22 protein-coding genes are annotated in these 24922 nt (G+C 63.8%); 15 read left to right on the top strand and 7 right to left on the bottom strand.

What is annotated here, in order from left to right:
- Window positions 1–19 precede the first annotated feature (19 nt).
- Window positions 20–814 (top strand): YggS family pyridoxal phosphate-dependent enzyme, encoded by a 795-nt coding sequence (locus OK352_RS14040; RefSeq protein ID WP_265142125.1) that lies wholly within the window; start codon window positions 20–22, stop codon window positions 812–814.
- On the top strand, window positions 811–1632 hold the full coding sequence (locus OK352_RS14045; RefSeq protein WP_265142126.1) for a bifunctional hydroxymethylpyrimidine kinase/phosphomethylpyrimidine kinase: 822 nt from the start codon (window positions 811–813) through the stop codon (window positions 1630–1632). The genes OK352_RS14040 and OK352_RS14045 overlap by 4 nt, the downstream gene beginning before the upstream one ends.
- Window positions 1633–1643: 11 nt before the next feature.
- Here the strand turns inward: OK352_RS14045 and OK352_RS14050 are convergent, their stop codons facing one another.
- Window positions 1644–2018 (bottom strand): RNA-binding S4 domain-containing protein, encoded by a 375-nt coding sequence (locus tag OK352_RS14050; protein WP_265142127.1) that lies wholly within the window; start codon window positions 2016–2018, stop codon window positions 1644–1646.
- 9 nt (window positions 2019–2027) lie between these two features.
- Complete coding sequence (locus tag OK352_RS14055) at window positions 2028–2885, bottom strand: SGNH/GDSL hydrolase family protein (RefSeq protein ID WP_265142128.1); 858 nt, start codon at window positions 2883–2885, stop codon at window positions 2028–2030.
- Between the two features lie 120 nt (window positions 2886–3005).
- Here OK352_RS14055 and OK352_RS14060 point away from each other — a divergent pair, with 120 nt between their 5' ends.
- The 4 genes from OK352_RS14060 (at window position 3006) to OK352_RS14075 (ending at window position 5528) form a co-directional block, all read left to right on the top strand.
- Complete coding sequence (locus OK352_RS14060) at window positions 3006–3623, top strand: CDP-alcohol phosphatidyltransferase family protein (RefSeq protein WP_265142129.1); 618 nt, start codon at window positions 3006–3008, stop codon at window positions 3621–3623.
- A gap of 50 nt (window positions 3624–3673) precedes the next feature.
- Window positions 3674–4144: an FHA domain-containing protein gene (locus tag OK352_RS14065; protein WP_372338120.1), complete on the top strand. Its 471-nt coding sequence runs from the start codon at window positions 3674–3676 to the stop codon at window positions 4142–4144.
- Window positions 4144–4851 carry a transcriptional regulator FtsR gene (locus tag OK352_RS14070; RefSeq protein ID WP_265142130.1) on the top strand — a complete coding sequence of 236 codons (708 nt, stop codon included), beginning with the start codon at window positions 4144–4146 and terminating at the stop codon, window positions 4849–4851. Before OK352_RS14065 ends, OK352_RS14070 begins: the two co-directional genes overlap by 1 nt.
- Window positions 4852–4982: 131 nt before the next feature.
- A complete protein-coding gene (locus OK352_RS14075; RefSeq protein WP_265142131.1) occupies window positions 4983–5528 on the top strand; it encodes a MerR family transcriptional regulator in 546 nt (181 codons plus the stop codon).
- 185 nt (window positions 5529–5713) lie between these two features.
- On the opposite strand, the gene OK352_RS14080 is transcribed toward OK352_RS14075, so the two are convergent.
- Window positions 5714–6556 carry a ParA family protein gene (locus OK352_RS14080; RefSeq protein WP_265142132.1) on the bottom strand — a complete coding sequence of 281 codons (843 nt, stop codon included), beginning with the start codon at window positions 6554–6556 and terminating at the stop codon, window positions 5714–5716.
- Between the two features lie 77 nt (window positions 6557–6633).
- Between OK352_RS14080 and OK352_RS14085 the strand changes: the two genes are divergently transcribed.
- The 3 genes from OK352_RS14085 (at window position 6634) to def (ending at window position 12854) form a co-directional block, all read left to right on the top strand.
- Window positions 6634–10038, top strand: coding sequence for a pyruvate carboxylase (locus tag OK352_RS14085; RefSeq protein ID WP_265142133.1), 3405 nt, complete (start codon window positions 6634–6636; stop codon window positions 10036–10038).
- A gap of 111 nt (window positions 10039–10149) precedes the next feature.
- The gene (locus tag OK352_RS14090; RefSeq protein ID WP_265142134.1) at window positions 10150–12348 is read left to right on the top strand and encodes a nucleotide-binding protein; all 2199 of its coding nucleotides are present in this window, start codon (window positions 10150–10152) and stop codon (window positions 12346–12348) included.
- A gap of 14 nt (window positions 12349–12362) precedes the next feature.
- Window positions 12363–12854, top strand: coding sequence for a peptide deformylase (def, locus tag OK352_RS14095; RefSeq protein ID WP_265142135.1), 492 nt, complete (start codon window positions 12363–12365; stop codon window positions 12852–12854).
- Window positions 12855–12934: 80 nt separating this feature from the next.
- Here def and OK352_RS14100 read toward each other — a convergent pair whose 3' ends face one another.
- Window positions 12935–14755, bottom strand: a complete 1821-nt coding sequence (locus OK352_RS14100) for an AMP-dependent synthetase/ligase (protein ID WP_265142136.1) — start codon at window positions 14753–14755, stop codon at window positions 12935–12937.
- Between the two features lie 177 nt (window positions 14756–14932).
- On the opposite strand from OK352_RS14100, the gene OK352_RS14105 reads away from it, so the two are divergent.
- The 3 genes from OK352_RS14105 to OK352_RS14115 all read left to right on the top strand — a co-directional run bounded on the left by OK352_RS14105 (window position 14933) and on the right by OK352_RS14115 (window position 18037).
- Window positions 14933–15889: an ROK family glucokinase gene (locus tag OK352_RS14105; RefSeq protein ID WP_265142137.1), complete on the top strand. Its 957-nt coding sequence runs from the start codon at window positions 14933–14935 to the stop codon at window positions 15887–15889.
- Window positions 15890–15916: 27 nt separating this feature from the next.
- A complete protein-coding gene (locus OK352_RS14110; protein ID WP_265142138.1) occupies window positions 15917–16606 on the top strand; it encodes a lysophospholipid acyltransferase family protein in 690 nt (229 codons plus the stop codon).
- Between the two features lie 66 nt (window positions 16607–16672).
- Window positions 16673–18037, top strand: coding sequence for a class II 3-deoxy-7-phosphoheptulonate synthase (locus tag OK352_RS14115; RefSeq protein WP_265142533.1), 1365 nt, complete (start codon window positions 16673–16675; stop codon window positions 18035–18037).
- A 50-nt stretch (window positions 18038–18087) separates the two neighbouring features.
- Here OK352_RS14115 and pknB read toward each other — a convergent pair whose 3' ends face one another.
- Together pknB and OK352_RS14125 are read right to left on the bottom strand one after the other, a co-directional pair.
- Window positions 18088–20040, bottom strand: a complete 1953-nt coding sequence (gene pknB, locus OK352_RS14120) for a Stk1 family PASTA domain-containing Ser/Thr kinase (protein ID WP_265142139.1) — start codon at window positions 20038–20040, stop codon at window positions 18088–18090.
- 84 nt (window positions 20041–20124) lie between these two features.
- Window positions 20125–21522, bottom strand: coding sequence for a muramidase family protein (locus OK352_RS14125; RefSeq protein ID WP_265142140.1), 1398 nt, complete (start codon window positions 21520–21522; stop codon window positions 20125–20127).
- Between the two features lie 339 nt (window positions 21523–21861).
- Here OK352_RS14125 and OK352_RS14130 point away from each other — a divergent pair, with 339 nt between their 5' ends.
- Window positions 21862–22200, top strand: coding sequence for an Rv2175c family DNA-binding protein (locus tag OK352_RS14130; RefSeq protein ID WP_265142141.1), 339 nt, complete (start codon window positions 21862–21864; stop codon window positions 22198–22200).
- Between the two features lie 3 nt (window positions 22201–22203).
- On the opposite strand, the gene OK352_RS14135 is transcribed toward OK352_RS14130, so the two are convergent.
- The gene (locus tag OK352_RS14135; protein ID WP_265142142.1) at window positions 22204–23295 is read right to left on the bottom strand and encodes a polyprenyl synthetase family protein; all 1092 of its coding nucleotides are present in this window, start codon (window positions 23293–23295) and stop codon (window positions 22204–22206) included.
- Between the two features lie 83 nt (window positions 23296–23378).
- Here OK352_RS14135 and OK352_RS14140 point away from each other — a divergent pair, with 83 nt between their 5' ends.
- A complete protein-coding gene (locus OK352_RS14140; protein WP_265142143.1) occupies window positions 23379–23747 on the top strand; it encodes a DUF3040 domain-containing protein in 369 nt (122 codons plus the stop codon).
- 686 nt (window positions 23748–24433) lie between these two features.
- The gene (gene mraZ, locus OK352_RS14145) at window positions 24434–24865 is read left to right on the top strand and encodes a division/cell wall cluster transcriptional repressor MraZ (RefSeq protein ID WP_265142144.1); all 432 of its coding nucleotides are present in this window, start codon (window positions 24434–24436) and stop codon (window positions 24863–24865) included.
- The last annotated feature ends 57 nt before the right edge of the window (window positions 24866–24922 follow it).

Genomic DNA, 24922 nt, shown 5'->3' on the forward strand with positions numbered 1-24922 from the left:
CCAGAAATGTGAGCAATCCGTGACCGATCATTCGGGCGCCGTCGCGTCGTACCCGACGGCCGAGACGACCGACGAATTTGCGGCCAACCTTCGCGATGTGCGCGAGCGCATGGATGCTGCGGCGCAGCGTGCGGGGCGTGCCCCGGAATCCGTGCGCCTCCTCCCGGTGAGCAAGACAGTCCCCGAGGAGCGCATCAGGCATGCGATCGACGCCGGGGCGACATTCCTCGGCGAGAACAAGGTGCAGGAGGCCCTGCGCAAGTCCGAGAACCTGGCCGATATCCCGGATCTCGTGTGGGCGGTCATCGGGCATCTGCAGACGAACAAGGCCAAGTTTGTGGCGCGGTTCGCTGCCGAGTTCCACGCTCTTGACAGCATCCGCCTTGCCGAGGCTCTGCAGCGGCGCCTCGACATCGAAGATCGCACGCTCGACGTCTTCGTCCAGGTGAACACCTCGGGCGAAGAGAGCAAATTCGGCATCGAACCGAATGCGGCCGAGGCATTTGTGCGGGAACTTCCTGCCTTCGACCGACTCCGGATTGCCGGATTCATGACACTTGCCGTCTTCAGTGCGGATGAGAAGCGCGTCCGCGAATGCTTCGTCACGCTGCGCGAGCTTCGTGATCGCGTGTGCGAGGAAGCTCCGGGCGGGTTGCGCCCCGAAGGCCTCTCGATGGGGATGTCCGGCGATTACGAAGCGGCCATCGACGAGGGAGCGACAACGGTGCGCGTCGGCCAGGCGATCTTCGGCTCCCGCGCGTTACCGGACAGCTACTACTGGCCAACCGAGAACGGTGCGGGCAGCCGCGCGTGAGTGCCGAAGACTCCGTTCTCACGAGCGGGTGGGAGATGGACAGACGTCCCGTCGACGTCGTCGTCATCAGCTCACAGGTCGCATACGGCTCGGTGGGAACGACGGCGGCGGTTCGTGTGCTCACCGAAGCGGGGCATCGGTGCGTTCAGATTCCCACCGTCATTCTCGGAACCCTCCCGCACTACCCTCGGCTGCACGGCGGTGCCCTGCCCGATGAGTGGCTCTCCGGGATCCTCGACGATCTGCTCGAACTTGACGCGCTGCAGTCAGTCTCATATGTGCTCGTCGGCTACCTGGCGCACGCCGGGCAGGCACGGCTGATCGCCGACTGGTACCGTCGCCTGCGCGAGCGCGTGCCGGGAGTGCAGCTTGTCATCGACCCGGCGATGGGCGACGATGACGTCGGCATGTACACCGACCCCGCAGTGGCGGCCTCCTACGGAGAACACCTGTCTCCGCTTGCCGTGGGGCTCACGCCGAACCGGTTCGAGCTTGGTCTCATGTCGGATGCTGTCGTCGACGATGCCGCCGCCGTAGAGAACGCTGCCGTCGCGCTTCGCCCGCCAGACGGATGGGTGATCGTGACGAGCTCCGCAGACCCAGGTGAGGATGCTGTCGGCAATCTCATCGTCACCGACGACGGCGCTGAGGCAACCGCACACGACCGCATCACAACGCACGCCAAGGGCGCGGGTGACATCTTCGTTGCCACGGTGATCATGCGTCTGCTGGCGGGGGATACCGTCGCCGGGTCCGCCGAGTTCGCCGGGTCCGCCGTTGCCGCAGCAATCCGGCGTGCCGAGGGTGTCGACGGCTGACCTGCCCGTTCTCAGGAGCGACCGCGAAGCTTATCGATCGCGCGGCGGTCCCGCTTTGTCGGGCGTCCCAAGCCGCGCTCGCGCGAAACGGGCGCGGGTGCCTCCGTCTTCGCCGGACGCGGGGGAGTGCTGTCAATGAGACACTCGGCGGCGACAGAGGCCGAGACGCGCTTGGCGATGGGCCTGGTCACCGTCACGATGCGCTGGAACCCGCTGCGCGTGAGGCGTACCTCATCGCCCGGGCCGATGCGCTGTGCCGGTTTGGCGCGGTCTCCGTTCACACGCACGTGGCCGCCTTTGCACGCCGTTGTGGCCGCCGACCGTGTTTTCGCCAGACGGACGGCCCACAGCCAGCTGTCGACGCGGACGGAGTCGGAAGAGCCCATCACTTGAGTTTAGGGGACGGCTCCGGCGATCGCGTCGAGCACGATCTTCGCCGTGAACTGGGAGCCCGAGGTGTTCGGATGCAGCCGGTCGTCGAAGAGAAGTGAATCCACCGAGTCTGACGACAGGTACGCGTCGTAGACATCAATGAGCAGCACATTGCTCAACGGCTCCGCCCAGTCGGTCAGCCCGGCGATGACGTCCTCAAACGGTTCCTTCCACCGGTCGAAGCGCGGGTTCTCGAGAATGACCGCGTATCCGATCGGGTCGGTCCAGCGCGTCTCGACGGCTTTGATGAACGCCTGGATTTCTGGAGCAGCGCCGTCGGGGTTTCGGACGTTGTTGAGCCCGTGGTTGATGATGACGGCATCCGGCTGCTCGGGCACGAGCAGATCAAGATGTTTGAGCGAATAGGCAGCGGTCTTGCCCGATGCTGAGCCGTTCCACACAATGATCGGTGCGGAACCCGGCGCGCCGCTTGCGCGAGAGGTCAGGTCGTACTTGTGTGTCTCTCCGTTCCAGAAGTGGATGATGAGGGGGCGTTCTTGCTCTGCCGCGAGCGTGTGAAATGCCCGATCGACCCATTCTCCGGGAGCGTTTCCTGTGGAGTCACCGGCGACGGCGATGACGAACGGTGTATCTGTCTGCGCGATTCGCGTCCAGGCATCGGCGAATGAGATGGACGCGAGAATCGCCGAACCGTTGACCTGGGGGTCCTGCCCGGCCACAGTGACCGAGGGCGATTCAGCGGGACGCGCCATCGAGACGACCCCGGTGATGACGGATGCGACAACGATGACACCCGCGAGGAGGGCGGAGATTCTCCACCGAACCGAGCGTGGGTGTCGGTCAGCATCCCCTCGTGTCATGCGTATAGGGTACGCGCGAGCCGGCCCATTTCCCCAATCCGGCGTGGCCCTCATTCGGGTGACGTGTGCGGGAGTGTGGGCACGCAGGTTTTCGTGAGGCGTATTGACTAAGCTCTGGGCGTGGGCACGTCGAAACAGAACGAAGTCAGCGATCGCATCGTGACGCTGCCGAATCTGCTGAGTTTCGCTCGACTCGCGCTGGTTCCGGTATTCCTCATTCTCCTTGTCGAGGGTAATGATGTTGCGGCGCTCATCGTGCTCGGTGTCTCCGGACTCACGGATTTTCTCGACGGGTTTCTCGCGCGACGGCTGAATCAGGTGACGCGGCTCGGCCAGATACTCGACCCTGCGGCCGACCGGCTGTATATCGTTGCGGCGCTGCTCGGTCTGGGCTGGCGTGATCTGATCCCGTTCTGGCTCGCCGTCGTGATCATTGCGCGCGACGTCATGCTCCTCGTTCTCGGGGGCGTGCTGGCTCGGCACGGCATCGGAGCGCTCCCCGTCATCAAAACGGGAAAGGCGGCTACGGCCGCGCTGTTCATCGGGCTTCCCCTCCTGATGCTCTCGGCGGCCGTGCCTTCGATCGGCGTTGTCACACTTCCCTTCGGGCTCGGGTTCTCAATTCTCGGAGCCGCGCTGTACTGGGCGGCGGGAATCGTCTACATTGTTCAAACCCGGCGAATGATTCATCACCGGTCTGTCCCCGGGCCCGATTCATCAGATACGCTGGACACGTGAGGAGGACCACGGTGCCCCAACCCGAAAACAACAACCCGTTGGCCGGAGTCATCAGGCGCGGATCCTCGCCAGATGAGCCTTCTGGCGGCGGTCTGAACGACACGACAGTCGGCTACGGCGAAGACTTCAGCAACGCGCTCGCCGGTCTTGACGCCTCGGTTTCTCGCGAAGAGCAGGAGGCGATCGCCGCCCTGCCCTCTGGATCGGCCCTTCTCGTCGTGCGGCGAGGACCGAATTCAGGTGCCCGCTTCCTCCTCGATTCCGACCTCACGACCGTCGGTCGTCATCCCGAAGCAGACATCTTCCTCGACGACGTCACCGTGTCTCGTCGTCATGCGGAATTTCGGCGCACGGGCACGACATTCGAGATCGCTGACCTCAACTCGCTCAACGGAACGTACTTCGACGGCGTCCGCATCGACACGGCGCTGCTCTCGGACGGTGCCGAGGTACAGGTCGGCAAGTACCGACTCACGTTCTACGCCTCGCGACGCGACATGCGAACGTCGACTGGAAGCTAGTGGCTGCGGGGGCGGCCAAGTCGCAGGCGCCGGGGGACCAACTCCTGAACATTGGTCAGGTGCTGGCGCGACTGCGAACAGATTTTCCTGATCTCTCGAATTCGAAGCTGCGGTTTCTCGAAGAGCAGGGCCTCGTCTCTCCATCACGCACGACGAGCGGGTACCGCAAGTTCTGCATGGACGATGTGGAGCGGCTGAGGCTGATTCTCTCGATGCAGCGCGACCACTACCTTCCACTCAAGGTGATTCGTGCCTACCTCGCCGATCTCGACGCTGGCCGTGCGCCGGCGTTTCCCGGGCTTCCCGACGGCGCGGCAGCGCCGACGATCATTCCCGGAGGAAAACGGTATAAGAAAGACGAGCTTCTGCGTGAGGCGAACGCGTCGGCTGCATTGCTGGCGGATGCTGTTTCAGCGTCGTTGATTCAGCCGGGAGAGTCGTACGGTGACGATGCGCTGGGCATGCTGACCTCGCTCGTCGCTCTGCAGCGCTGCGGAATTGAACCTCGGCACCTGCGCGGATTCCGCACGGCCGCCGCACGGGAAGTGGACCTGATCGAGAGCGCACTTCGGCCTCTTGTCAGGCGCAGGGACGCCGCGAGCCGGGCACGCGCTGCAGAGCTTGCAGGCGATATCGCTGTCAACCTTGAAACGGTGCGGACGAACCTCGTGCGATCGGCACTAGGCCGAATCACTCCCGAGGCTTAGACTGTCCTCAGAGAAGCCCTCGAACCCGACACGCCGACCTTGTTGGAGCGAATGTCGAACACTTCTCGACCATGTGTCGATAGCGTAGAGGGTGCGCACAGCTTCACGTGCGGAAGGAGCAAGGGAGAACGATGAGCGAACTCAGCCGCGACGACAGCGCTCGCTACGACCTCGGTCTCCTGTTCACGGACGGGCTTCCCGATCTGGATGCCGACGCCGGTTACCGGGGTGCCGTCGCCGCTCGTGCCGCGGGCATCAGCTACCGTCAGCTTGACTACTGGGCACGCACGGGACTTGTGGAGCCCACCGTCCGTAACGCCTCAGGGTCCGGAACGCAGCGGTTGTATGGTTTTCGCGACATCCTTGTGCTCAAACTCGTGAAACGGCTTCTCGACACGGGGATCTCTCTGCAGCAGATCCGGAGCGCCGTCAATCAGCTCCACGAAGCCGGAGTTTACGACCTGGCTCAGACAACGCTCATGAGTGATGGTGCGAGCGTTTACCTCTGCACCTCGAACGATGAGGTCATCGACCTCGTCAGCCGCGGTCAGGGCGTGTTCGGCATTGCCGTCGGCAAGGTACTGCGGGAGGTTGAGACCACGCTCGTGGACTTCGACCCCCAGGCTCCGGACCCAATGGACGAGCTTGCGGCGCGACGCGCCGCTCGCAGCGCCTGAGCGTCGGACGCACCTCTGCCCTGAACAACCCTGTGCGGGCAACGCTCCTGCGCGGTCGACGCGACAGCCGCTGTCAACGCCCCGTCACGACGGTGACCTGGCCGATCGACGCGACCGAACGGTTGCTCGTGTTACGAGACAAGTTCGCGCCACAGGACAGGCGCGCGCGACGAGACGGTCTCGCGTTACGAAACAGGCTCGATGGGCTCGGCATCGTCGCGTGGGACAGCATCCGCGTATTCTCCCACCCGGCCCGTGCGAAGAACACGTTCCAGAAGCTGATCGAAGTAGTGCGCGAGTTCCTGTGCGCTGTCTCCCGGCCAGATGTGGAGCGGCTTGGCGGCCCCCTGTGCCTGCTGCAGTGACGTGCGCTCAGGCAACTGCGGGTTGAGCACCAGCGGGCCGAACATGTCGCGCAACTCCTTGATGCGGAACTGATGCTCCAGAGACTGGTTGCGCACGCGATTGACGATGATGCCGAGCGGCTGCAGCCGTGGTGACAGACCGCGGCGAATTTCCTCAATCGCGCGAAGAGCGCGGTCGGCTGCGGCGACAGAGAACAGCCCGGGCTCGGTGACGACGCTGACGCGGTCACTCGCAGCCCACGCCGTGCGCGTGAGTGCGTTGAGCGAAGGGGCGCAATCGATCAAGACCAGATCGTACTCATTCTCAAGGTAAGCGAGTGCCTCTTCGAGCTTCCAGATGTCGCGAATCGACGGATGCGGTCCGTCAAAGTTGATCGCAGAGGGGCTGCCGATCAGCACATCCAGTTTTCCCGGATGCGTTGTCGTCCAGCCCGAGGGTGCGATGGCCTGACGGACGGTCTTCTCTTTCGGAGACGTCAGGACGTCAGCAATATTGAGACGCCCGGCCAGGGAGATGTCGAGACCCGTCGACACATCGGACTGCGGATCGAGATCGACGACGAGCGTGCGAACGCCGCGAGCGAACGCGGCCGAGGCCAGTCCGAGACTGACGGTCGTTTTGCCCACACCGCCCTTGAGGCTACTGACGCTTAATACGTGCACAATCACATACGTTACCGTTACTACGGTTAGAGAACCTAAATGTTGGCTGAGCAGTACCGGGCCAGAGAGGACGTCGCGTGTTCACAAAGATTCTCGTTGCCAACAGAGGAGAGATCGCGATCCGCGCCTTTCGCGCAGCGTATGAGCTGGGTGCGAGGACCGTCGCCGTCTTTCCCTATGAGGATCGGAACTCGCTCCACCGGCTGAAAGCGGATGAGGCGTACCAGATCGGGGAGCCGGGGCATCCGGTGCGGGCGTACCTCGACGTCGATGAGATCATCCGTGTCGCTCGCCACGCGGGAGCGGACGCCATCTACCCCGGATACGGCTTCCTCTCCGAGAATCCAGAACTGGCCGAGAAGGCAGCCGCTGCGGGAATCACCTTCATCGGACCGGACACGTCAGTACTCGAGATGGCCGGAAACAAGGTCACGGCCAAACAGCACGCGATCTCTGCGGGCGTCCCCGTTCTGCGCTCGTCGCCGGCCTCGGCCGATATCGATGAGCTCGTCGCCGCGTCAGACGAGGTGGGCTATCCGCTCTTCGCCAAGGCCGTCGCAGGCGGCGGCGGTCGAGGCATGCGCCGGGTGGCGACGAAAGATGAGCTCGCTGACGCACTGGCCGAGGCCATGCGAGAGGCGGACAGCGCATTCGGAGACCCGACGATGTTTCTCGAGCAGGCCGTCATCAGACCTCGCCACATCGAGGTTCAGATCCTCGCCGACAGCACGGGCGACACCATTCATCTGTTTGAACGTGACTGCTCAGTGCAGCGCAGAAATCAGAAAGTCGTCGAGATCGCACCCGCCCCAAACATCAGCGACGAGCTTCGCCTGGCGCTCCATCGTGATGCTGTCGCGTTCGCGAAGTCGATCGGCTACGTGAACGCTGGAACCGTGGAGTTTCTCGTCGACACGGCAGGTGATCGAGCGGGAGAGCACGTCTTCATCGAGATGAACCCGCGCATCCAGGTCGAGCACACGGTGACCGAGGAAGTCACCGACGTCGATCTCGTGCAGTCGCAGATGCGTATCGCTGCGGGGGAGACGCTGGCCGATTTGAAGCTTGACCAGGACTCTCTCACGCTTCATGGAGCCGCGCTGCAGTGCCGCATCACGACCGAGGATCCGACGCAGGGTTTCCGCCCAGACACCGGAAAGATCACCACCTACCGCTCGCCGGGCGGAAGCGGGGTCCGGCTGGACGGCGGGACAATCAACCCCGGTGCGCAGATCAGTCCACACTTCGACTCGATGCTGACGAAGATGACCTGTCGCGGTCGCGACTTCCCGACCGCCGTCGCCCGAGCCCGCCGCGGGCTCGCAGAATTTCGCATTCGCGGGGTGGCGACGAATATCCCGTTCGTGCAGGGGGTTCTCGACGATCCGTCGTTCCTCGCCGGCGATGTGAGCACATCCTTCATCGATGAGCGCCCCGAGCTGCTGCAGGGGCGCACATCGAAAGACCGCGGAACAAAGCTGATGAACTGGCTCGCCGACGTCACGGTGAACCAGCCGAACGGTCCGCGCCCCGAGGGAATCAATCCGGCCGAGAAGCTTCCTGCGACCGACCTCGACGCGCCAGCGCCGTCCGGCTCACGGCAATCCCTCCTCGACCTCGGTCCGACGGCTTTCGCCGGTGCCCTGCGTGCCCAGACAGCGTTGGCCGTCACCGACACCACGTTCCGCGACGCTCACCAGTCACTTCTCGCGACGCGTGTCCGCACGAAGGAGCTTCTGCGGGTCGCGCCGTACGTCGCACGTCTCACGCCCGAGCTGCTCTCGGTCGAGGCGTGGGGAGGGGCGACCTATGACGTCGCCCTGCGGTTCCTCGGCGAAGACCCGTGGGAGCGGCTTGAGAGCCTCCGCGAGGCACTGCCGAACGTGGCCATTCAGATGCTGCTGCGGGGCCGCAACACCGTCGGCTACACGCCCTACCCGACGCGTGTGACTGACGCGTTCGTTGACGAGGCATCCCGAACGGGCGTGGACATCTTCCGCATCTTCGACGCCCTCAACGACGTCGAGCAGATGCGCCCGGCCATTGAGTCGGTTCTCGCAACGGATCGCTCGGTCGCTGAAGTCGCGCTCTGCTACACGGGCGATTTGGTGAACCCAGCCGAGGATCTCTACACGCTCGACTACTACCTGCGTCTTGCCGAGCGGATCGTCGACGCCGGCGCCCACATCATCGCGATCAAAGACATGGCCGGTCTTCTCCGTCCTGCTGCCGCCGCCACCCTTGTCTCTGCTCTCCGTGAGCGATTCGACCTTCCGGTGCACGTGCATACCCACGACACGGCGGGAGGGCAGCTCGCAACGCTGCTCGCCGCAGCCCAGGCGGGTGCGGATGCTGTGGACGTCGCGTCGGCCCCCATGTCTGGAACCACGAGTCAACCCTCTGCGTCAGCGCTCGTCGCGGCGCTTGCGCACACGGAGAGAGACACGGGGCTGTCTCTGGAGAGCGTGTCGAACCTCGAGCCATACTGGGAGTCGGTCAGGCATCTCTACCGCCCGTTCGAATCCGGGCTTCCGGGCCCGACGGGCCGCGTGTACACACACGAGATTCCCGGCGGTCAGCTCTCGAACCTGCGCCAGCAGGCCATCGCCCTCGGCCTTGACAACGACTTCGAGCTGATCGAGGACATGTATGCCGCAGCTGACGCGATCCTCGGGCGTATCCCCAAGGTGACCCCATCGTCTAAGGTCGTGGGTGATCTTGCGCTGCATCTGGCGGCCGTCCGTGCCGATCCGGCAGATTTCGCCGAGAACCCAGAGAAATACGACATCCCCGATTCTGTTGTCGGGTTCATGGCCGGTGAATTGGGGGAGCTGCCTGGCGGCTGGCCCGAGCCGTTCCGTTCGAAAGTGTTGGCCGGGCGCGACGTGTCGACGGGAGTCACGCCGCTGAGCACAACCGATGAGGCCGAGCTTGAGGGGACGTCGGCCGAGCGTCGCGCCGCGCTCAATCGGCTGCTGTTCCCGGCCCCGACCCACCAGTTTGAGCAGCGCCGCGAGCTCTTCGGCGATCTGTCCGTCATGGAGACCGCCGACTACCTGTACGGGCTTGAGCAGGGCCGGGAGACGTACGTCGAGATTGCGAAGGGTGTTCGTCTCTACGTCGGACTCGAGGCTGTGGGCGAACCTGACGATAAGGGAATGCGCACCGTGATGGCCGTGCTCAATGGGCAGCTGCGTCCGGTGTTCGTGCGAGACCGGTCCGTCGAGGTCGAGACGAAGGCGTCCGAGAAAGCAGACGCGAACAGACCGGGCCACGTCGCTGCGCCGTTCTCGGGTGTCGTGACCGTCAAGGTCTCGCCGGGTGACGCTGTCCAGGCTGGCCAGGCGGTCGCGTCCATCGAGGCGATGAAGATGGAGGCGGCGATTACCAGCCCGGTCGCTGGGATGATCGAGCGCGTGGCGATCAACTCACCCCAGCAGGTTGAGTCGGGAGACCTGATTGTCGTGGTCGACGGCGCGTGACTGCGTCTTTGCCTGGCCTCACGAATCGGCCGATCGGTCGCTGGTTTACTACACTGTTCACGGATTACACGGGCACATCAACGTGCCACAACCCGAAGGAGCATCAGCACCATGCCCTCGACGCATGACGGAACCGACAGCGCGCTCACCGCGACTGATCTTGCCGCGACGACCGAGAAGGCGCAGATGCGCAGCCAGACTCAGACGATCAGCGTCACCATTCCGACGGCGCAGGATGACGAGCTCGACGATGATGACGTTGTTCTCGACGATGTTGCATCGGACAGCGAGTTCGCTCTGACATCCCCGGTGGAGGCTTCGGCGGCACAGGTGCCCGTTTCAGAGGCCGACGATGACCGAGACGTGACGACGGATGCCGGAGACGAAGCAGCGCTGACAGCGACGTCACGCTCGACGCCCACACAGACGCCGGCGCCGACGTCGTCGAGCTCGGCGACGCCGTCGCCCAAGGAATCGGAGAGGTCGCCGTCGGTGACGAAGGGCGAGAAACCGAGTCCATCGCCGTCGGACCCGTCCAAGCCTGTGGCTCCGAAGTCTGGGACCTCGAAATCGGGGGCGTCGAAATCCGGTCAGTCGACGTCCGATTCCCCGAAATCTGATGATCCGAGAGGTCAGCAGCCGAAAGAACAGGCTGCGACGTCGCAGTCTTCACAATCGAAGGCTGCAGAATCGGGTACGTCGAAGGCTCAGGCTTCGAAGGCTCAGCCATCCACGGCGAAGAAATCGAAATCGCAGGCATCGACGTCGAAATCTGCGAAGGCGAGGTCCACGGCGTCGACATCGGCACGGGCGGCGTCCTCTGCGACCCAGGCGTCTCCGTCGGAACCCGCGCAGGCTGACGCATCGACGTCTGAAGACGTACAGACGGGGCGGCAGCAGCCATCGACGTCACCGAAGACCGGTTCTGCTCGGCAGGCATCGACGGAGCGAACCAGCTCGACCGCTTCACCTCGCGCAGAGGGACAGGCACGACCCCAGGCTTCAGGCTCGTCAGCGTCGGCACGCGCGTCGCAGACGGCGTCTTCAACGGAGGCGACGCCGACTGACTCTCCGTCGCGATTTGGCGCGTCCCCGCAGCCGTCGAAGCGCAGCGGCCAGCCCGGGGCTCAGGCCAGCGTTCAGAGCAGTGTTCGGACACCGTCTGAATCATCGTCCGCGGACACCGGGGCATTGAAATCGCGGGGAACATCGACGGTTCCCGCATCGACCACCCTGTCGGCGACGTCAGGCCTGTCTGCGGCATCCACCGCGATACCGAATTCCAGCGCGGGCTCGGCCGACGCGCAGCCGACTCCGCAGAGCGTAAGTGCTCGCCGCGCCCCGAACTCCGGCGCAGAGAACGCCGACATGCTGACGGCAGAGCGGCTGCTGGATGACCGAAGCTCCCGCGGGCGCGCCCCAGAAGATGGCGTGCAGCGACTGCTGTACCAGGTCAGCGGGCACCTCATCAATCTCGGCGACAGCAAGAAGACGCGGAAGCGCAAGGATCTGACGCACCGCATTGCGAAGCCCTTTGCCGGATCAGCACGGTTCGTTCCGGTCCTCACGCGCAAAGGTGGTGTGGGAAAGACGACGGTGTCGATTCTTCTGGGCATGGCCCTCGCCGATGCGCGTGATGATCGCGTGATCGCTGTCGACGCCAACCCGGATCACGGCACGCTGCACGATCGTCTCCGCGGCAACAGCGACTACACAGTTCGCGACGTGATCCATCGCGCGGCCGACGTCGCAGGGTTCACAGAATTCTCGACACTCGTGGCACGTGACGAAACACGACTCGACGTGCTCGCGTCGGATCCCGACCCGGCGGTGACGAAGGCCTTCGACGACTCCGATTACCGCGTTGTGGCCGAGCTCGCAGCGCAGTACTACTCAATGGTCCTGACCGATTCAGGCACGGGGATGGTGCACGACGTGATGGGCGAGACGCTGGAGAAGGCCGATGGCTGCGTCATCGTTTCGGGCACCAGCGTTGACGAAGCCCGAGCAACATCGGAGACCATCTCGTGGCTGGAATCGAATGGGCACGGTGCTCTCGCGAAGAACGCCGTCGTCGTCATCAACAATCGCTCGGCGGCGCGTTCGATGGTGAAGCTTGACGAGCTTGAGGCTCACTTCGCGTCGCGGGTGCGCGCTGTCGCCCGCGTTCCGTACGATCCCATGCTCGCGTCTGGTGCTCCTATTGACTTCCGCGCGCTTCGACCGGCGACGCGTCAGGCGGCGCGCCTTCTGGCCGCATCCGTTGTCGATGGGCTGCCCACGCAGCGTCCGACGATCCCCGTTTACTGAGGAGACCCGCACGAATGACCGAACGTTCCATCCGGCTTTTCGGCGATCCGGTGTTGAAATCGCCGTGTGCCGAGATCACGACGATCGATGATGGCGTTCGCGCGCTGATCAGCGATCTGCTCGACTCGGTGAGGCTGCCCGGGCGCGCGGGCGTCGCGGCCAACCAGATCGGCATCGGCATGCGCGCGTTCAGCTACAACGTCGACGGTGTTGTGGGGTACGTGATCAATCCCACGGTCGTCGAGGTGCGTGGGGAGAAGGAGCTCATCGACGAGGGCTGTCTCTCGGTCCCCGAGCAGTGGCACCCCACACCGAGGCACCCGTACGCGCGTGTGACGGGAATCGATCTGGATGGAAACCCGGTCACGGTCGAGGGGACGGGCGTGCTGGCACAAGCATTGCAGCACGAAGTCGACCATCTTGACGGCTACGTGTATCTCGATCGACTCGAGAAGGACGAGCGCCGCGTCGCGATGAAGCAGGTTCGAGAGTCCGACTGGTTCTGATGCCGGATCAGCGCGGACGATGAGCCGACGGCGGGATGCCGCGGGTCACCCTCCGCGCTTCCGGGGCAGCGCCCGAGCGATCAGGACAGCGACAGCCCTTGCGTGGGCTGTGGTGTTGTGTAGATGCGGTCGATCACATCGGCGAAGTCCTTGACGATCACGGCTCTCTTGATGCTGAGCTTTGGCGTCAGGTGCCCGGAGTCCTCTGTGAACTCGGTGTCGAGAATCTCGAACTTGCGAATGGACTCAGCGCGCGACACGCGCGAGTTCGCCGCGTCGATGGCGCGCTGTACCTCCGCGATGACGGCCGGGTTGCGCGCAGCATCCGCGACGGACATCGTGGCGTCCTGCCCGTTGTTCTGAAGCCAGGTGGGCAGCATTTCCGGGTCGAGAGTGATCAGCGCGGCGATGAACGGCTTTTGGTCGCCGACGACGACGATCTGGCCGATGATGGGATTGGCACGCACCGGATCCTCGAGAACGGCCGGGGCGACGTTCTTCCCGCCCGCGGTCACAATGATCTCCTTCTTCCGACCGGTGATGGTGAGAAAGCCGTCGGCATCGAGTGTGCCGAGGTCGCCCGTGCAGAACCAGCCGTCCTCGAACGTGTCTGCCGTCGCATCCGGGTTATTCCAGTACTCCTTGAAGACATCGATGCCCTTGACCTGGATCTCGCCGTCCTCGGCAATGCGGACGCTCATGCCGGGCAGCGGAGGGCCGACGGTGCCGATCTTCGACGCCGACGGAATGTTGACCGTCGCCGGAGCCGTGGTCTCGGTAAGACCGTAGCCCTCGAGGATCGTGATGCCGAGGGCATGGAAGAAGTGTCCGAGTCGAGCTCCCAGCGGCGCGGAACCGGATACCGCGTAGCGGACGTTCCCGCCCATTGCAGCACGCAGCTTCGCGAAGACAAGCCGGTCGAAGAGGAGGAACTTCATCTTCAGGCCGAAGGGGACGCTGCCGGACTCGAGAGCGGCGCTGTACGCGATGGCCGTGTCGGCGGCCTTGCGGAAGATCTTCCCCTTGCCACCGGCCTCGGCCTTCTGCTCTGCCGAGTTGTAAACTTTTTCGAACACGCGCGGGACGGCGAGGAGGAACGTGGGCTTGAATGAGCCCAGCGACTCGAGCAGCCGACTGGTATCCGGCTGGTGCCCGACCTTGACTCCGGCGTGTACGGCCAGAACCGCGATGAATCGGGCGAAGATGTGCGCCATCGTGATGAACAGAAGCGTCGAGGAGCCGGGGGCGACGACCTCCTTCATCGCGACGGCCGCGTTGCGTGAGAGCTCCACGAAGTTCGAGTGCGTGAGCACGCACCCCTTCGGCGTCCCCATTGACCCGGATGTGTAGATCAGCGTGGCTATGTCAGAGCCGCGTGCCAGAGCGCGCCGCCTTTCGATCTCGTCGTCCGGCACCTCTATGCCGCTCTGTGAGAGCTTGTCGAGGTCGCCGAGGTGCAGCTGCCAGACACGTCCCACGGCAGGCAGATCGCTGTGCACCTCGTCGAAGCGAGAGAAATGCTCCGGCGTCTCGACGATCATCGATGTGGCACCGGAATCGCTGAGGATCCAATGGATTTGCGAGGGGGAGCTCGTGTCGTAGACCGGAACGAGCACGGCGCCGGCGAACCAGGTGGCGAAGTCGATCAGAGACCACTCATAGCTGGTCTTGCACATGAAGCCGATCTTGTCGCCCGGCTCGATACCGGAGGCCACGAGTCCCTTGGACAGCGCCATTACTTGCGTGAGGAACTCTGCGGCCGTCACATCCCGCCAGCCATCGCCCGCAGGCAGGGAGAACAGCGGCGTATCGGGAGTAGCCGAGACACGGTCGATGAGGAGATCAGAGGCGTTCGCCTCGGGATCGGCGGGAACAAGAGCAGGTACGGAGTGGTGGTCCACTGTAGCTCCTTCGGTACGTGGGCGGGTGCGTCTTCCTCTACTCTAAAGTGAGGACGCTTGCGTTCACGGGATCGGCGAAGGCCACTCGGGGATTTCACTGCACGGAACGAGCAGGAGCAGGCGGTTTTTTGTGGGTTTCGTCAGTTTTCGAGCCCGAGTCATCTGTGGAGGTAGAACGTGCACGCCATCGGGATCGATATCGGAGGAACGAAGATCGCCGGTGCCGTCGTCGACGACGACGGTGAGATCGTCACCGAGGATCGCGTCCCGTCACCGGCACGCGACAGTTCAGCCATTGAGGATGCTGTCGTCGACATGGTGACGCGGCTGCGCGCCGAGCACGAGGTCGCCGGAGTTGGCGTCGCGGCGGCGGGCTTCATTGACGCCGCGCAGTCGACCGTGTACTACGCGCCAAATCTGAGCTGGCGCAACGAGCCGTTCCGCGCGAAGCTCACCGCGCGCCTCGACATGCCCGTCGTCATCGAGAACGATGCGAATGCGGCCGGGTGGGCAGAGTTCCGCTTCGGCGCCGCCAGGCTCGTCAGCGATATGGTCATGCTCACCATCGGAACGGGTGTCGGCGGCGCGATCGTGACCGGAGACGAGCTCTTCCGCGGCGGTTTCGGCACGGGCGGCGAACTCGGTCACATCAGGCTCATTCCCGGCGGGCTGCCCTGCGGCTGCGGTGTGCGGGGCTGTCTCGAGCAGTACGGCTCTGGTCGCGCTCTCGGGCGTCTCGCCGATGAACTCGCGGATGCCGGGGGCATCGGGCAAGCGCTCGCTGACGCGCGTGAGGCCGCGGGAGGCCGTCTTTCCGGAACGGACATCTACGACCTCATCATCGCGGGCGATGGTGGTGCTCTCACAGCCCTTCGCCGCCTCGGCTCGTACATCGGGCAGGGGTGCGCCACGCTGGGAGCCGTCCTCGATCCACAGATGTTCGTGCTGGGCGGGGGAGTCGCTCAGGCCGGTGAACTGCTGCTCGAGCCCGTGCGCGCCGCGTATCTCGAGAACCTGCCGGCTCGGGGCTTCCACCCGGAGCCCGAGTTCGTCATCGCCGAGCTGGTGAACGATGCCGGAGTCGTCGGCGCCGCCGATTTGGCGCGGATCGCCGCACGTCGAAGCGCGGCCTGATCCGCGTCGGGGATACTGTTACATACGATGTTCTACTGGATCATGAAGAACGTGATTGTCGGGCCACTGGTGACGGCGATCTTCCGGCCCTGGGTCGTGGGCGCCGAGAACGTGCCGACGAAGGGCGCAGCGATCATCGCCAGCAATCATCTCTCGGTGATCGATTCCATCTTCCTTCCGCTGTATCTCGATCGCCGCATCTCGTTTCTCGCCAAGAGTGACTACTTCACGGGCCGCGGTCTCAAAGGCTGGGCGACGCGCGCGTTCATGAACGCGACAGGCCAGCTCCCGATCGACCGCTCGGGCGGGAAAGCGTCCGAGGCATCGCTCAACACCGGCCTCGGCGTACTCGGGCGAGACCAGCTTCTGGGAATCTACCCCGAGGGGACGCGAAGCCCGGATGCCCGCATGTACCGCGGCCGCACCGGCGTTGCGCGCATGGTTCTTGAAGCCCGCGTGCCCATCATCCCCGTTGTCATGGTCGGCACCGAACACATCCTCCCGATCGGGAGAACGATGCCGCGCATCAGGCGCCCGGGCCTTGTCTTCGGCAAGCCGTTGGACTTCAGCCGGTTCGAGGGGCTCGAGGGCGACAGGTTCATTCTGCGCTCCGTGACAGACGAGCTGATGTATGAGTTGCAGCGTCTCAGTGCACAGGAGTATGTCGACGTGTATGCGACGACGGTGAAGGACAAGCAGTCTCGTCTTTCGCGATAGGCTGAGAGTCGCGCTTCGCGCATTTCCGCATCCACCTCGCACACAGATTTGGGAACGCCCGTGACAATGTCGAATGACCCGGTAGTGAAGGCTGATGAATCAGTGATCGCCGGTCTCGACTATTGGCGCGAACTGCCGATCAAGCAGCAGCCGACGTGGAATGATCCGGATGCTGTCGCCGAGGTCTCGCGCGAAATCGCGGCACTACCCCCTCTCGTGTTCGCGGGTGAGGCCGATTTGCTGCGCGACCGCATCGCGGGAGCCGCTCGGGGCGAGGCATTTGTTCTCCAGGGTGGTGACTGCGCCGAGACCTTCGCGGGTGCCACCGCCGACCAGATCCGCAATCGCGTCAAGACGATCCTGCAGATGGCCGTCGTGCTCACCTACGGCGCGTCGATGCCCGTCGTGAAGATGGGGCGTATGGCCGGTCAGTTCGCCAAGCCGCGCTCGAGTGACACCGAGACGCGCGGTGACGTCACGCTTCCCGCGTACCGAGGCGACATCGTCAACGGCTACGACTTCACGCCCGAGTCGCGTCGGGCCGACCCGAGCCGACTGCTGCGCGGCTACCACATGGCCGCATCGACGTTGAATCTCATCCGAGCGTTCACGCAGGGTGGGTTCGCCGACCTGCGCGAGGTGCACTCGTGGAACCGGGGCTTCGCTGCGAACCCAGCGAACCAGCGGTATGAGCACCTCGCGAAAGAGATTGATCGCGCCATCAAGTTCATGGAGGCAGCGGGAGCTGACTTCGATGAGCTGAAGCGGGTGGAGTTCTACACCGCGCACGAGGCACTGCTCATGGACTACGAGCGCCCGATGACCCGCATCGACTCGCGGACGGGCCAGCCATACAACACGTCTGGGCACTTCCTCTGGATCGGGGAGCGCACACGCGATCTCGACGGCGCACACGTCGACTTCCTCTCGCGCGTGCATAACCCCATCGGGGTCAAGCTCGGCCCGACGACCACGCGCGATGACATGCTGCGCCTGATCGACAAATTGGACCCTGAGCGCCGGCCCGGGCGTCTGACATTTGTCACGCGCATGGGCGCGGGGAAGATCCGTGACGCGCTGCCGCCGCTTCTCGAAGCGATTCAGGCGGAAGACGCGAACCCGCTCTGGGTGACCGACCCCATGCACGGCAATGGCATCACCACGCCGACCGGCTACAAGACGCGTCGCTTCGACGACGTGGTCGACGAGGTTCAGGGCTTTTTCGAGGCGCATCGCGCGGTGGGAACGCATCCAGGTGGCATCCATGTGGAGCTCACGGGTGACGACGTCACCGAGTGCCTGGGTGGCTCAGAGCACATTGACGAGGAGACTCTGTCGACGCGCTATGAGTCGCTGTGCGATCCGCGTCTCAATCACATGCAGTCACTTGAGCTCGCTTTCCTCGTGGCCGAGGAGCTCGGCAAAGGCTGACAGTGCCGCGCGTGACCTGCCGCGGGCGCGGCGCGCTGTGTGGTGCTCGGTTAGAGGTTCGCGGTGATCGTCACCGTTGAGCCGCGCTTGATCATCTCGCCTGCGGCTGGGTCCGTGCTGTCGACGGCGAACAGGTCGTTGATGACAGCATCCCAGTACTCTTTGGGGATGTTGGAGTCGACTTTCACCACGAAGTCGGCTTCCTCGAGCTTCTGTTTGGCCGCGTTGATCGTCATGCCGACGACGTCGGGAACCTGAACGAGGTCCTGACCCTTCGATACCACGAGGTCGACCGTGTCGCCGGGTGCCAGGGGAGTGTCATAGTCGGCGGAGATGACTGTTCCCTTGGGGACGGAGTCGCTGAACTGCTCAGATACCGAGCCCAGGGTGAGACCGGCATCGTCCAGGGCCGCCGTTGCGGCATCCTGAGTCTGGCCGACAAACTTGGGCACGGGGCCGACGGAGACGAGGAAGTCGACGGTCTTGCCCTGGTATGTCTCGACGCCCCCGGTGACGTCATCACCGTCGATGGATGCCGCGATGACCCCGTTCTCGGCGACGTCGGCATTGAACTGGTACGACTTGTCGCCCACAATGAGACCGAGATCCTCGACGGTCTTCTGGGCCTCATCGAACGACACGGCGGCCAGCGATGGCAGCTTTTCGGGTTTCGGGCCGAGGGAGACGTTCACGGTGACCGTGGAGTTTGGGTAGACGAGCTCACCCCCGGCAGGGTTCGTGCTCGTGACAAGCCCCTCCTCAACGTCAAGGCTGTACTCTTCCCCGGTCTTCACGACCAGCCCGAGCTCCTCAAGCGCGGCTGCCGCGGCATCGGGAGAGTCGCCGACAAAGGTGTCAGGCACCGCCACGCGCGAGCCGGGCCCGGTGCCGAAGTACCAGCCCGTGCCTCCGACGACGGCGCACAACAGCACGACGATCAGGAACATCCACAGGCCCTTGCGGCGTCGGCGCCCAACCGTCGTTGTGAGCTTCTTTACCGTGCCCGTTGAGGCGATCATCGACCCGAGCGGATCAGTGGTTCCGGTCGTCGCGGCGGGAGCCGTGTGCGCATCGAATGCGACTGTCGAGCCGAACGCCACCGTTTCATCCATCGGCATGACCGTCGTGTGCGCGGTGGGCATCGCCGAGAGGCTGTAGCCCAACTCTGCCTCGACCTCGTGCAAGCGGTCGAGCATCTCCTGGGCGTCGGCGGGACGCTCGTCTGGATCGCGTTCCGTGGCCCACAAGACCATGTCGTCGACTTCGTCTGGAATATTCGGTGCCCGTGTGCTGGGGCGCGGTACGGAATCGTTCGCGTGCTGATAAGCGATCTGCATCGGCTGCTCGCCCTTGTAGGGCTGCTCGCCGGTCAGCATCTCGTACATCATGATTCCAAGTGCGTAGATGTCGCTGCGCGTGTCGGCCATCCCGCGCGTCACCAGTTCGGGGGAGAGATAGGCGATGGTGCCCAAGAGAGCCTGACCCGTCGCCGTGTTCGCGGAGGCCGCCCTTGCGAGGCCGAAGTCGCTGATCTTGATGCGGCCGTCGTCGGCCAAGAGCACATTCTCTGGCTTGACATCGCGGTGCACGATGCCCGCGCGGTGTGCGGAGGCGAGCCCCGTGAGTACAGCATCCATGATGTCGACGACCTGCTGAGGAGTCAGCGCACCGTGGTCGCGCAGCAGCTCCCGTAGGGTGATACCGGGCAGGTATTCCATGACCAGGTAGGCCATGTCGCCGTCCTGCCCCTGGTCAAAGACGCTCACGACATGCGGATTGGCCAGCCGAGCCGCCGAGCGCGCCTCTTGCACGAAGCGATTCGTGAACGCCTGGTCGTCACTCAGATGACCGTGCATCACCTTGATCGCGACGCGTCGCTCAAGCCGATGATCCGTCGCGACATAGACTGTAGCCATACCGCCGCGCGCGATGCGCGAGCGCACCTCGTATCGGCCGTCGAAGACACGGCCGATCAGAGGATCGGTTTGTTGGCTAGTCGTCACGACTCGAGTTTACGAAGTGCACACTGAGTGGACGCCCGGACACACGGGACACGCGCCTATTCGTTGTGCTTCGTTATGGGATTGTCAACCGAGTTGTGCCAGCCAGGACCGTGCGGAGGCCTCCCACGTGCCGTAGGCCTCGGGGTAGGCCGAGATCTGGACGGCTTGTGCCGCTTCAGACACTGACATGTCCTTCCAACCGGCAATGTCGAGAAGCCCACGTGTCTTTCCCGAGACACCGACGAAGAACACCTTCGCCGCGTATTCCGGATTCATGATCTGCTCTTTCGTGCCCCAGCCCTGGCTCGTGCGCTGCTGGAAGAGCCCGAGCGAATCACGGTCGCCATGTTCGACGTTGCGCAGACTTGACTCCTGCATGGCCGCGGCAAGGGCGATGACCAGGCCGTAGTCGCTGACACCCAGCGAACGCCCGACCCGAATGATCGTCTGCGCGTTTGTCTTCATCTCCGCGGTGAGCGGCGTCGTATCGTCGTCAGAACTCCCGCCGGATTCGGACTCCGTCGATTCGGATCCGGGGATCGTGAGCTTCTGGCCGACATAGATGATGCTTGTCCAGGTCAGGCCGTTGGCGTCGAGCAGCGACTGGATGCTGATCCCGTGCGCAGAGGCGATGCCGCTGACGGTGTCACCGGAGACGACCGTGTAGGTCGAACCCTTCGCGTTGTCTGACTTTTTCGAGTCCGACTTCTTCGAATCAGACTTCGATGAATCCGAGTGCCCGGAGCTCTTCCCTGCGCCGGGAATTGTGAGCTTTTGCCCGGGGTAGATGACGGACGACCAGCTCAGGCCGTTGGCGTCGAGGAGTGACTTGATGCTGATGCCGTGTGCTGAGGCGATGCTGCTTGGTGTGTCGCCCGAGACGACAGTGTATGTTGACCCCTTCGCGTTGTCTGACGTCTTCGAGTCCGACTTCGTCGAATCAGACGTCGATGAATCCGAGTGCCCGGAGCTCTTCCCTGCGCCAGGAATTGTGAGCTTTTGCCCGGGGTAGATGACCGATGACCAGCTCAGGCCGTTGGCGTCGAGCAGCGACTGCGTGCTGACGTCGTGGCGTGAGGCGATACGTGAGACCGTGTCGCCTGACTGCACGACGTACGTTGTGTCTGCGGATGCTGCGCTCGGTGAGGCAGCTGCATCTTTTTTCGTGAGTGCAAGAGTCTGGCCCGCATGTACGGCGCTGTCTGTCGCGAGGCCGTTGAGCGCTGCGACGGTTTCGGCGTCAAGGCCGAAGCGTGTGGCGATGACAGCCAGACTGTCCCTGGCACCGACCGTGTATGAGGCGGGTGCCGGAAGAAAATGCGGAGTCTGACGCGGGAGCCCGGAACCACGAGTGAATCCCTCGGGCCCGTAATCGGCTGTGCGGTGTTCAGATGACTGTGCCGGTGCGATGTGCATTCCTGCGGCGACAGCGCTCAGCAGCGCGATCGGCACCATGCTCTTTGTGACCCCTGCCGGTGACATACGTTCCCCCTCGTCACGTTCCAGTAACGTCCCCACCGTTGCATAAGGATGTGAAGCGTGTCAATGAAAGCGAACAGTGTGGTTTGTGATAGAGACGAGGAAAAAGGGACGAAAGTGATGAACGTTATAAAAGAAGAGACCGGCCGTGACGAGATCATCTCTGCGGGGTGATGCCTGCTGATGCACGGTGGCACGGGCACCCCGTGGCAGCGCCGATCGGCTCCGGGTGGTCGAGTGATGTGGGCTCGTCCGACGAAAACGTGCACGGCGAGGATGCTGGTGGGGAACCGACCGGGTGCGTCGCTGGTCTGCGCCCGTGAACCGTGGCACACTCGAAACGTGACAGAACCCGCAGCAATCGAATGGCTCACCATCCCTGACCTCGCTGAGATCCTCGACGTGAGGCTGAGTCGCGTGCGTCGGCTTATCGAAGAGCGTCAGCTTCTCGCTGTCCGCCGCGACGGCATCCTTGTTGTTCCCTCCGGCTTTCTGCGTGACGGTGAACCGCTGAAAGAACTACGCGGCACCATCATCCTGCTCGCAGACGCGGGGTTCTCAGACGACGAGATCCTCGACTGGCTTCTGGAGGAGGACGACGCGATCGGGGATGCTCCGCTGAACGCCCTGCGTGCAGGGCGCAAATCTGAAGTGCGCCGCGTCGCGCAGGCTCTCGCGTAGTCCTTACGCGTTCCGCCGTGTGACAGCATCCGCAAGGCTGAGCAGCCCCTCGACAGCACGGGCATCAAGCGGGGCATGGACGATAGCCGATGTGGCAGTCGCCACAGCCTCGTTGATGCGGCTCTCGACCTGCTCGTGAGCGCCGCTTGAACGGATCATCGTCTGAATGCGAGCGACGTCGGCCTCCGTGAGGTCAGGGTCGCCCAGCATCCTGTCGAGGGCGTCACGATCGGAAGCCGAGACGGCGAGCCTGGTGAGGCCGACAAGAACCGTGCGCTTTCCCTCGCGAAGATCGTCTCCGCTCGGTTTGCCTGTCACCGCTGCGTCACCGAAGACTCCCAAGAGATCGTCGCGGAGCTGGTACGCGATGCCCAGCGGGAGTCCGTAAGCGCGGAGAGCGTCAACCTGCTCCGCACGACCCGCCCCGGCAAGAGCCCCAAGGGCGAGTGGCGCTTCAACGCTGTACTTCGCCGATTTGAAGGTGGCAACGGTCTCGGCGCGCCGCACCTGATCGGCATCGCTGTGCGTGGCCCACGCCTGCTCTTCACGGATGTCCAGGAATTGGCCCGCCGTCACCTCTGTGCGCATGCGACGGAACTCGTCGCGAGCACGGCGAGCACTCGCGTCATCGTTCAGTTCTGCAAGGGCGTCATCGAGAAGCTCATCACTCCAGCCCAAAAGAAGGTCGCCCTGCAGAATGGCAGCTGAGCGCCCAAACTCCTGAGCATCTCCCGACCAGGACGCGTCCCGGTGCTGCTGCTCGAACCGGCGGTGAGCTGAGGCCAGACCGCGACGCGTGTCTGAATTGTCGATGATGTCATCATGGACGAGCGCGGCCGCGTGAAAGATCTCGAGTGCCGAGGCGACTCCAACAATCGGGTCTGCCGCGCCTGAGGCCTGCGCGCCGGTGACCGCCTGCCAGCCCTGATGGCAAAAACGTGCCCTGAACCGTTTTCCACCACTGAGAAACTGCTTGGAGAAGCGGGAAAACTCAGCTGTCTCTGGGGCAACACGCGCCAGAATAGTCGTGCGCGCGGTGAGAAACTCGTCGAGCCGATTCTGGATAATTGAAAGCAGATTCTGTGGATCGGGCACGCGTCTAGCCTAGCCACATGAGGTCGGGATAGAATTGAGACAGACATTGAGTCGCATCCGAACTCGCGAGAAGGGGGAAGGCGATGCCACTATCTGAACAGGAGCAGCGGCTCCTTGATGAGATGGAGCGTCACCTCTATAGGAATGACGCTGATTTCGTCTCGACGGCGGGCGATCGCCGCGGACGTCCCTCGTACCGAAGCATCGCTCTCGGCAGCCTCGTTGTGCTTGTCGGCATTGGCGCGCTCGTCGCCGCGGTCATGATCCAACAGCCTCTTGTCGGGATCATCGGATTCATCGTGATGCTCGGCGGTGTGCTGCTCGCGATGAAGCCGTCGAAGGATGCCCCAGAGCCCACCGGAACGAAGACGCGACGGCCCACGGCTGATCGCGGCAACTTCATGGACAAGATGAATGATCGTTGGGATCGTCGCCAGGAGAACGAGCGCTGATCCCCGAGTAAGGCTTCGGCAGGAGCCCGAAGAAGGACCGACCGAGAGGTCGGTCCTTTGTGCGTTAACGAAGAGAAACGGCGCAGACCTCCTGCTGATGTGCGCGCAATGCCTTGAATCTCCGGCTGGCGCCTTCTGCGGCTGGGCCGGCACCGCGGCCATCCCAGAGCGTTCGGTTCCACGTGGTCGCTGCGTCCCCTCAGGCTGCGTGGACCGGTCGCGCCACTCTGCCGCGCCGAGCGTCTGCCACCGTGCTCGGCTGGAGCGGATCTCACTCGACTCCGGATGAATCAGCAGATGTCTTCGTCCGCGTACGCTTCACGCTGTTCCATGAGGGCGACCCGTCATCTCCACCGAGAAGTCTCCACTCCACCGGCGTCCTCCACTTCGCCCCACTCAACCGGACCGCCATGTTTCCGCCGTCCGCTGAGTGCACGTATCGCCTCGTGTCGACGTGTCAGAGGCATGAATACCTGACGATCGACGCTCGTTGAGGGTGACGTTTGGGCGCAGCATCCCCAAACATGCCGTATTTCCTCCACCTTCCTCCACATTCAAATTCCTTGTATTCCCGCGGAACTATGAGATAGATTTGCTCGAATTGCCCGCAATTGCTTCAAATTGTGGTGGGTTGTGGAGTAAAGTGGAGTAATACTCCACGTTGGCCGGCGAAAGGGGAGGGTCCGATGTTTCTCGGCACGTACTCTCCCAAGCTCGATGACAAGGGCCGGATCATCCTTCCGGCGAAGTTCCGCGACGAGCTCGCGGGCGGCGTCGTCATGACACGTGGCCAGGAGAACTGCATCTACGTGTTCAGCACACGAGAGTTCGAGGACATGCACGAGAAGATCCGGCAGGCCCCGGTGACCTCGAAGCAGGCCCGCGACTACCTCCGCGTCTTTCTCTCCGGCGCAAGCCCGGAGACGCCAGACAAGCAGAACCGCATCACGATCCCGCAGAATCTGCGCTCGTATGCGGGACTCGACAGGGAGCTGACAGTGATCGGCGCGGGCAGCCGCGCCGAAATCTGGGACTCCGAGGCATGGGAGACCTACCTCGCTGAGCAGGAATCCGTCTTCTCTGACACCGCAGAGGAGGTGATCCCGGGACTGTTCTGATCCCTCGTCGCCGACTCCCAGCCGTTGGCGCCCTGACACACTTCCCCGGTGCCAGGT

Origin of the sequence: Microbacterium sp. MPKO10 (assembly GCF_026107415.2) — a bacterium.
Taxonomy (GTDB): Bacteria; Actinomycetota; Actinomycetes; order Actinomycetales; family Microbacteriaceae; genus Paramicrobacterium.